This window comes from Paraburkholderia tuberum STM678 (assembly GCF_902833905.1).
Classification (GTDB): Bacteria; Pseudomonadota; Gammaproteobacteria; order Burkholderiales; family Burkholderiaceae; genus Paraburkholderia; species Paraburkholderia tuberum.
Genome location: NZ_CADFGP010000125.1, coordinates 1 through 9,071, shown reverse-complemented (window position 1 = coordinate 9,071; position 9,071 = coordinate 1). Strand labels below are relative to the sequence as shown.

At 57.0% G+C, this 9,071-nt stretch carries 6 protein-coding genes; 4 read left to right on the top strand and 2 right to left on the bottom strand.

Annotated elements, in window-relative coordinates; genetic code table 11:
• Positions 1 to 719 precede the first annotated feature (719 nt).
• From HWY30_RS43340 to HWY30_RS39950, 4 genes are all read left to right on the top strand, one after another.
• Complete coding sequence (locus tag HWY30_RS43340; RefSeq protein WP_482052630.1) at positions 720 to 1,028, top strand: DUF4372 domain-containing protein; 309 nt, start codon at positions 720 to 722, stop codon at positions 1,026 to 1,028.
• 29 nt (positions 1,029 to 1,057) lie between these two features.
• Positions 1,058 to 3,856, top strand: a complete 2,799-nt coding sequence (gene cphA, locus HWY30_RS39960; protein WP_090811467.1) for a cyanophycin synthetase — start codon at positions 1,058 to 1,060, stop codon at positions 3,854 to 3,856.
• 80 nt (positions 3,857 to 3,936) lie between these two features.
• Positions 3,937 to 4,308, top strand: a complete 372-nt coding sequence (locus tag HWY30_RS39955) for a hypothetical protein (RefSeq protein ID WP_143037307.1) — start codon at positions 3,937 to 3,939, stop codon at positions 4,306 to 4,308.
• Positions 4,309 to 4,457: 149 nt separating this feature from the next.
• A complete protein-coding gene (locus tag HWY30_RS39950; protein WP_090811464.1) occupies positions 4,458 to 6,152 on the top strand; it encodes a transglutaminase domain-containing protein in 1,695 nt (564 codons plus the stop codon).
• Between the two features lie 27 nt (positions 6,153 to 6,179).
• On the opposite strand, the gene HWY30_RS39945 is transcribed toward HWY30_RS39950, so the two are convergent.
• Both HWY30_RS39945 and HWY30_RS39940 read right to left on the bottom strand, forming a co-directional pair.
• Complete coding sequence (locus tag HWY30_RS39945) at positions 6,180 to 7,004, bottom strand: cyanophycinase (protein ID WP_090811462.1); 825 nt, start codon at positions 7,002 to 7,004, stop codon at positions 6,180 to 6,182.
• A gap of 247 nt (positions 7,005 to 7,251) precedes the next feature.
• Positions 7,252 to 8,127, bottom strand: coding sequence for a cyanophycinase (locus HWY30_RS39940; protein WP_090811460.1), 876 nt, complete (start codon positions 8,125 to 8,127; stop codon positions 7,252 to 7,254).
• Positions 8,128 to 9,071 lie beyond the last annotated feature (944 nt).

Sequence of the window (9,071 nt, the reverse complement as noted above, 5' to 3'; positions counted from 1 at the left end):
GCTCAAGCTCACGCCGCATCGGTCCACTCCGCGGTTTCCTCCCTCGAGGCTTGTCCAACGCCTGCCCGCATGCGTCGTCGTGCGCTCACGCGTCGGCACACAAGGGCAGGCGTCGAACAAGCCTTAACAATTCCGGACACTCGTGCGTGGTTGCTAATGTGCGTGGTCGCTAATCGCACTCTCTTGTCGGCTTTGCGGAACCGCAAGCCTATTCGAGCGATCGAGCGATCGGCCCGGACGAGACTCTCGGTCCCGACACGCCGAAGTGGACGATGGTGGATGATCTGACTTACGTTGTTCAGGCGAATCATCTGCCATGGAGCAACGGTGCGCGGGCAATCTGTGGTTCCTCGGTTGGGCCACGTTCGCCGTGACGCAAGGACAGTTGCTCGCCAAGGTCCCTTGCTCCTGAGAGCCGATAGGCGTTCGGATTCGGCAAGATCTCAAATGTCGGGCAGAAAATTACGGAAGAGATGTTGCTTTATCTGGAAATGCCTCTATTTTTAAAGTGGCCGATCGGTCGGAGATGGTTCCGGGCAGTCATCGTGCTTGGAACACCCATGAGTGCGTCTCTGTTGCGACGACTACAAAGTGGCGCGCGTCTTACCTGTAATAACTCTCGTCCAGTTCAAGGTTATGACGCTGGAGCGTTAGGGTGTGGGTGACCGTTTAACACATCTACCACCGGCCAGGAGTACGACGTGAAGGCACCCTGCAGCATGTCCAGTCAGGTCCTCGCGCTCATCGAGCGGACCAGGTCAGGACCAATGAGAAAGAAGGCTAGTGCTGCTCATCTCGGCAACGCGCTGTCAAGGCGGAGTCGTTTCGTGGCGATGCTGTTCTGCCATCTTGGCCGAGTCCATTCCCTGCATGAAAACGAAGCGAAGGCCCGTCGAGTCACGTTGGTGCTTGCGGCTTGCCGGACAGTGCTCGCGTGCACGATCCCCAATTTCGTCTCCCATCTACCTCACAACCGCATCAGATCAGGCCATGGCTGTAGGGACTTCGGCGGCTTTGGAGACCAATGACCTGAAACGAGACTGCAGGAGGTCATGAAATGGAAGTCAAGTCACTCATCGCTTATCAAGGACCCAATATTCATGCCCATTTCCCGGTCATTCGGTACACCATCGATCTGGGGGTGCTTGAAGAGTGGCCAACCGGGCGCCTCGGCCAAGGCTTCATCGATCGTCTCCTTGGCTATCTGCCCGGCCTTCGGGAACATGGCTGTTCCTATCAAGCCCCCGGTGGGTTCGTGCGGCGCATGGTCGAAGGCGAAGGAACGTGGCTGGGCCATGTCATGGAGCACGTAGCGATCGAACTGCAGAAGGTGGCAGGCTCGGATGTGAGTTTTGGCAAGACGCGCGCCGCTGGGCCGCGCGGGCATTACGACATAGTCTACGAATACCTGGACGAGGATGTCGGTCGGCAAGCCGGAGACCTTTCCCTGGCCCTGCTCGAGCACCTGCTTCCTGAAGACCTGAAGCTGAAGCCGGAGCGGAACTTCGATGACGCTTTCGACTTTGAACATGAACTGGATGAACTCATCCGTTATGCGCGGAGTTGCGACGTTGGACCTAGCACTGCCGCATTGGTGAGCGCCGCCATGAAGCGCGCGATTCCATGTACGCGCCTAAACTGCGGGAGCCTGATACGGCTCGGCTACGGTCGCTTCCAGAAAAGCATCAAGGCTTCGCTCACCAGCGAGACCCGTCAAATCGCAGTAGACCTGGCTTCGGACAAGGGGGAGACCAACCGGATCCTGCGTGACGCGGGCCTGCCGGTGCCGAGGCAGCGCAAGGTCTATAGCGCCCGCGACGCCGTCCATGGCGCGGAACAGATCGGCTATCCCGTTGTGATCAAGCCATTGGACTCTAATCACGGACAGGGAGTATCCGTTGAGGTTACTACCTCGGAGCAGGTGGAGCTGGCTTTTGAGAGGGCTCAGGAGTACAGCGAGGCAGTGCTCGTCGAAAGCTATATACCGGGGTCTGATTACCGCATGCTGGTCGTCAATGATCAATTGTTGGCAGTTGCCAGACGCATCCCCGCACATGTGTTGGGCGACGGCGTTCACACCATCGAGGAGTTGGTGGAAGAGGTCAACCAGGATCCACGCCGGGGTGCGGGACATGAAAACGTGCTCACCCGCGTGGAGCTCGACGGCGTGGCAGAACGCTTCCTTGCTGACAAGGGTTATGGTCCCACGACGGTGCCTGTGGCGGGCGAGATCGTCTACTTGTGTGCCACCGCCAACCTTTCCACCGGCGGCACCGCCATCGATGTTACCGATAGCGTGCACCCGGACAACCGGGAGATGGCCGTCCGGGCCATCAGGGCCATCGGCCTGGACGTCGGGGGAGCTGATTTCATTACTACGGATATCTCCGCGCCATATCGTGAGACCGGCGGAGCCATGTGCGAGGTGAATGCTTGCCCGGGTCTACGGATGCATCTGGCGCCCACTGAAGGCACGCCCAGGGACGTTGCCGGACCCATCATCGATATGCTGTTTCCACCCGGTGCTCCCAGCACCATCCCCATTGCCAGCGTTACCGGCACCAATGGCAAGACCACCACCTCACGCATGCTCGCTCATATCATGAAGCTGGCGGGGTACACGGTGGGTTTGGGCACAACCGATGGCATCTATGTCGACGGACGGTTGACTGTGAAGGGTGACATGACCGGAGTGACGTCCGCCCGCATGATTCTTGCGGACCGTGCCGTGGATGCCGCCGTACTGGAAACGGCCCGGGGCGGCCTGCTGCGGCGGGGGCTGGGCTATCCGGAATGCAGCGTTGCGGGCTGCCTCAATGTGACCGCCGATCACCTGGGTCTGCGCGGGGTCGAAACCGTGGAGCAAATGGCGGAGGTCAAGCGCATCGTCATCGAGGTGGCGAAGGAGATGGCCGTCCTCAACGCTGACGACACCTTGTGCCTGAAGATGGCGGATCATAGCCACGCAAACCGCTTGGGCTACGTGACCATGAATGCTGGTCACCCCTTGGTAAATGAGCACGTCCAGGCGGGAGGCGTGGCGGTCGTGCTGGAGGAACAGATAAACGGCCACATGGTCTGCCTGTGGGACATCGGTCACCGTTTTCCATTGTTATGGACTCATGTGATCCCGGCCACGGTGCAGGGACTCGCACTCCACAATGTGCAGAACGCGATGTTCGCTGCGGCCCTCGCCCACGGCCTCGGGATCGATCTCGAGAGCATCCGCCGTGGTCTACGCACCTTTGACAACACCTTCCTCCAGACCCCCGGTCGCCTGAACATCTACGATCAGCACCCCTTCAGGGTGATTTTGGACTATGCCCACAACCCCGCGGCCGTGAAAACCATGTGCGGCCTGGTAGACCGGTTGGGAGCCGAGCGTGCGAAGATCGTTTCGCTGACGGTTCCAGGCGACCGCCGTGACGAGGACATCCTGGAGATCGGCCGTATCGCGGCGGGACACTTTGAGCACTACATTTGTCACAGGGACAGTGACTCGCGTGGGCGGGATCACCTTGAAGTGCCGGAAATGCTGCGAGAGTCACTACGCAAGAATGGAGTCGGGGCAGAGCAGATCGAGGTCATAGCCGATGAGCAGACGGCGAATCAGTCGGCGCTCGAAATGGCCGGGCCTGGCGACTTGCTCCTCTTGTTGAGCGAAGACTACACCCGTGCCTGGGAGCAGATCGTGCGTTTCAGGCCGAATCCGCAAACAGGGCACGCCATTGACAGAAGGCCGATCCCGGCCAGGATCCGTCTGGACGACCTAGGCGGGTTCAAGTGGGAGAGTAGTAGCATGGAGATCATCCGTGACGAGCGCGGCGTGCGGTTGGCGCGAGAGATCGAAGACTGAATGAGTTTTCGCCGTGGTTACGACGATATGCCAGGCGGTCGCAGGCTGACCTGGTGACAGGGCTTCAGGGCGGATGACGCATGAAGTCCATCCTTCATGGAATACCTTGGAGAGTCAAAATGGATGAGAAACAGAAATTTCTTCTCTACAACGATAACGACGACACGCTGGATGCCTCCTCGAAGCGGAGGATGGCCGTCGAAATCGCCCTGGACCTGATACGTCATGAAGCAATGTGCGGGTCTTCGCGCAATTCCTTGGATTCTAATCTAAGGCACCTCTCGGACTTTGCCGATTTTATTCAAGAGGCCTTGAGAGGTGGTGAGCACGAAGACTTGAGAGGCAGTGAGCGAGAAGACCTCAGAGACAGTGAGCGAGAAAACCTCAGAGGCAGGGAGCGAGAAGACCTCAGAGGCAGGGAGAGGGAAACGTCGAGAGGCCGGCAGCATTAGCGATCTTGGTGGCTTGTGCGCAAAAGGCGCAGCGCACACCATCAAGGAGTTCTGTTGCGGTCTCAAGCGCCGCTTCGACAAGACTTGGAGAGAATGGGTCGGGCTATGCCCGGCCCGTGCCTCATCGATCACAAGGATCCGGGGGATTTGTGGTCACCTCGATAAAGCCGCTTTTTGCAAAGAACATCACCTCTATCGATAGCAACGAGGAAGATGCGATCTTCGTCGTAGATCCGGAGCTTGGGGCTCTTGGCAAAATTGACGTTCGGACGGGATTCTTTCAAGGTGTTGTCAACTTCAGGAGCTTCAACGAGTTCAAGGGGGCAGGCGCCATATTTATGCGACCGGATGGCATTATAAATTATTCGAATTTTAATAGAATCTATGCGATCGGGATAGAAAATGGGATGGTCTATGAAGTTATGGACACCATCACAATCAATGAGGCAAAAGATGTTGTCGGTCTATATTGGAAAGAGGGTAGATATTACGTGGCTGACAGTAGCGGGATCTTGTTCATTCTGGATGGGGATCGGCCAATACGGTCAGTGGATGTGGGCAATAGAATAAACGACATTACCTTGCATGGGGATCGCCTCTTCATATTGAGTGACATTAGTCGGGCCATTTATATATACAGTCTTGACGGGACTCATTTGGCATCGCTGACGACGCCCCATGAGGGGGCGTGTGGAATAGCTTCAGTTAAAACATCAGATATAGAAAGATCTGGCATCTATATATACTACAATCAGAAAAGTTGGGACGTCTTTGATGATGCGAGCGCGAAGCCGGATGTCGACAACAGTCCAAACATAAAACTCAACCGGAACATTTCAGATGGATTTATAGAGAAACTTGATTATAAAATAATTGGGCTTGGTATGGCTGGAAATTTCGGGCTTTCGGATGGTTACGAAGTGGAATTTTCTTATGCCGAAATGCTCAAGCCTGTCCATGATATTCTGGAAAGGATCAAGGGCGTCAAGATGTGCGTCAGGTTGTCGATTCCGGTCGAGACGCGAAGGCAGAAGGTGAAATCAGTAAAAATTATTGGAGATGTTCCTGGGGTTATAAGAAGGGACGAAAGCGGCAACGAGATTGCGGAATTCGATTTCAGGGGCGTTGAGCTTGATAAAGAACGCCGTTACTTCGGCTACTGCGCCGTAATTGAACTATATGGGATAAGGTTCAAGTTGAATGCCCCGGATTCAGGTTATCCAGAGGAAATTAAGACACGATTTCTTAAGAAAGAGCTCAGGTACGATATGGATAGGCAAGAGTTAAGGCGCATTGCTGAGGACCTGATTTCGGCGATCCCGAGAAAAGAGCGCGGAAATGTAGTCAAGATTGCGAAAACCGTGCGTGAATATGTTTATAGCAGATTGGCGTACCGCTACAACAACACGTATACAAGTCCCGTTGAGACCTTGAGAAGCGGCGAAGGGACTTGCGGGAAGTACATGGAGCTGTTGATAGGATTAATGAGGCTTTGCGGGGTGGCATGCAGGCCGGTCGGGGATTTCAAGGTTCCCGAGTACAAACTGAGATATGCAAGGGTCAACTCGGTCTGTGTGCCGGATTATGATCATGCGTGGGTAGAGTTCTATGTCCCCGCGGTAGGATGGGTACCTATGGAAAGCTCATCGGACAATCTGCCGGAAAGGCACGAAAGGTTTTTTGGCGCTCTGTCGTGGATCTATATAGAAAACAGCAGGACGGAAAAGATGTGCGAGATATGCAGGCCCGACTCCTGGGAAAAGGTCGGTAACGATCTGATGTATTCGGACTTTTTTGTACCTGACATTCAGATCAAGATTCTCCGGGAGGCTTCGTTGCACTAGTCGCTCCCTGACGGGATGAATGCGAAATTAGCTCCTTATGCTCGCCATATGCGCTGTTAAATCATACAGGTTGCCTTCAACCAGTATGTCCAGGTGCAGGCCAACTACGCTTACTGGGGCATGGCGGCGATCCGGATGTATGGCGGAATGTTGCAGTTGGGAGGGGTCCACAATGGTGATGCCGCCGCTGCCCAGGACCTGCAGCCTATGATCCGGACCGATAAAGGCGGCGGTGTCTTCATCCAGGCCGATGCCGATGGCAAGTGGGTTGTAAGTCAAGGCCATGAGCAGACGCCCGAGCCGGTCCTGGTGGCGAAAGTGCTGATCGATGATCAACCGCTCGATCAGGCCCAAGCCCGGCGCTAATTGAACAATGTCAGCACGCGGCGTAGTGCCACTCTCACCGGCCGCAATCATCTGCCCGGGCAGGAACGCTGCGCCAGCGGAGGTGCCGGCCACGTGCATACCGTGTGCATTCCGGTTGCGAATTTTCTGCGCCATCGAAGTACCACCTAGCGTCTCGGAAAGATGGACCGGGTCGCTCCCCGTGAGGAAAAGCCCGTCGACAATATCGAGCATGTCCAGGTTTCGCTTCGCCTCGCAGTCGGTTCGGGTCTCAAATTTGAGGGCACTGACCCGATCCCCCCCCAGATCACGGAACGCCCTTTCATAACGGCGGCCGGCGTCCTTGGTCGCGGAGCCCGTAAGGATGATGCCGATATGCGCGCGGGAGCCGCCGCAAATCTCGATGAAGCGGCGCAGGATGGCAGCGTTTCGTATTAGCCTTCCATCGCCCCCGATGGGGACGATAAAGCCTCGTGTACCGCCAATGGGCGCCTTTGCACGACTCAACTTTCACTCCGATAGAGTGGCCAAATCTTGAAGTAGCCCAAGTCTCGTGCAGCCACCACGTAACCCACTTTTCCGGCCGGAGCTTTGTGGCTGCCAGGCTTGAATCAGCTGACGTCTTATCTTCGCGTCTTCGAGGGGTTGACGCATGATATGCGATTTTATATCGGCAACCGGAACGTGGAGCGGGGCAGCACAAATACGCGCTGCCCCGCTTCGTGGATGATCCGCTTTTGCCTCTTCTAGCCGATCAGATCAGAGCAGTAGCGTTCGATCCACTGGGGACGTAACTCCGCGCAGACAACGTACCGCCTACCAGGCAATGCGTCCCGAGATGATACATATTGCCATCAACCAGGATATGCAGACGTATTCCGGTCAAGCCTACCGGGTCGTCATGGCGAACGGAATCAGCTGCAGAGTTGCGCAGATTCGACCCGTCGATGATGGTGACGCCGCCGCTACCCACCACCTCCAGCATTTCGTCTGGACCGATGAACGCAGCCGTATCCTCGTCCAGCCCAATGCCCACCCCAAACCGGATGGAAGCCACTGCCGTGAGCAGGCGTCCGAGCCGATCCCGCTGACCGAAGTGTTGGTCGATAACAAAACGGCTGATGAGCCCCAAGCCTGGTGCCAGGTCGACCATCCCGGCGCGGGGCGTGGCCCCGCTCTTCCCCCCGGCAATCATGGCAGCTGACATGGCGGAGGCCCCGGCCGAGGTCCCGGCCACGTGCATGCCGTGTGCGTTACGGCTATGAAGCTTCTCCGCCGCTGGCGTGTCGCTCAGCATCTCGGCGAGGCGTACCTGGTCGCCCCCGGTCATGAAGACCCCGTCGGCGCGATCGAGCACCTTCAGGTATCTGTCCGATTCGCAGTCGCGGCGTGTCTTGAATGGCAGGATACTGACTCGGTCAGCGCCGAGATCGCGGAACACCGACTCATAGAGATCCCCCGTGTCATCCAGCGAGGAGGCAGTGGGGATGACCGCAATGTGCGCGCGCGACCCACCGCAAAGTTTCACGAAACGGCGCAGAATAACCGGGTTCTGGACCCGATTTTCCGCGCCGCCAATAGGGATAATAAAGCCTCGCGCGGCACCCTTCGGCGATCTTCCGGAACGCATACCATTCACTCCTTCTCAAAGCTTGACCGGCGACCTGGCGGTCCGCCCTAGGCACGACAATCGCAGCTATCTGCCCGATGATTCGAGCAGCGCCACAACCGTGCTGAATCAGTCGGGCAGCACCTTCGTGGGCGCTGTGCAGCAACCCGCGAACCTGAAGCCTGCAGCAATAGTGGACAGGTAGGGTTTGCATCTTCCTCGCGTCACACAAGATCTGCGCCTGCCCACACCTTACAATATTTTAAAGCAAAAAATGCACCAACGTTTTTGTCCGCATGGGTTGGTGCGAACCCTTGGCGCAGATCGCGATTGCGAACGAGTTCGCGAGAACTTCGGCCCGCCGCGGAAGCGCATCAATAGCATATGCACGCAATAAGTGCATATTTGAACCGAAGTGGTGCGATGCTGACGCATCGACTCAAGTATTGCAGGCGGCGCTTGGCGCCGGAGCGTCGCAATTCGTCTGTTACCAGCCGACGTACCCGACAGATCAGTCAAACGCCTGCCACCCGGGGCAAATCCTCTGTACACATTCGGCTGCTGCTCTTTTCGGCAAACGTGACTGTTATTGGGTCGGGAGTGCTCCCTCAGTGTTTTCGGAAGTGGACGTCGACGTCACGGCGCCGGTCGATCGTTGCCGGCGATCCGCAACCGTTCGGAAAGGAAAGGCATACTTGCCCGCCGACGCAAAGGCGCGGATCACCGTTGAGTCCTGGAAGCTGCCGTTGAAGGGGCGAGGGATCCAGTGGCCGGATCGGGTCGATGGACTAAACCGCTCGCGCGGTAATGGGCTACGGCTTTGGGTAGTGGTAACGGAAGGGAAACCGACTCTGTTTTCATGTTGATCGGCGAGGCAATCCGCCTCGTCATTCAACGGGAGCAGAGCCATGAGTCAGACCCTCCAGCCTATCAGCCCGCGGCGCCAGCGCATGATCGACGACATG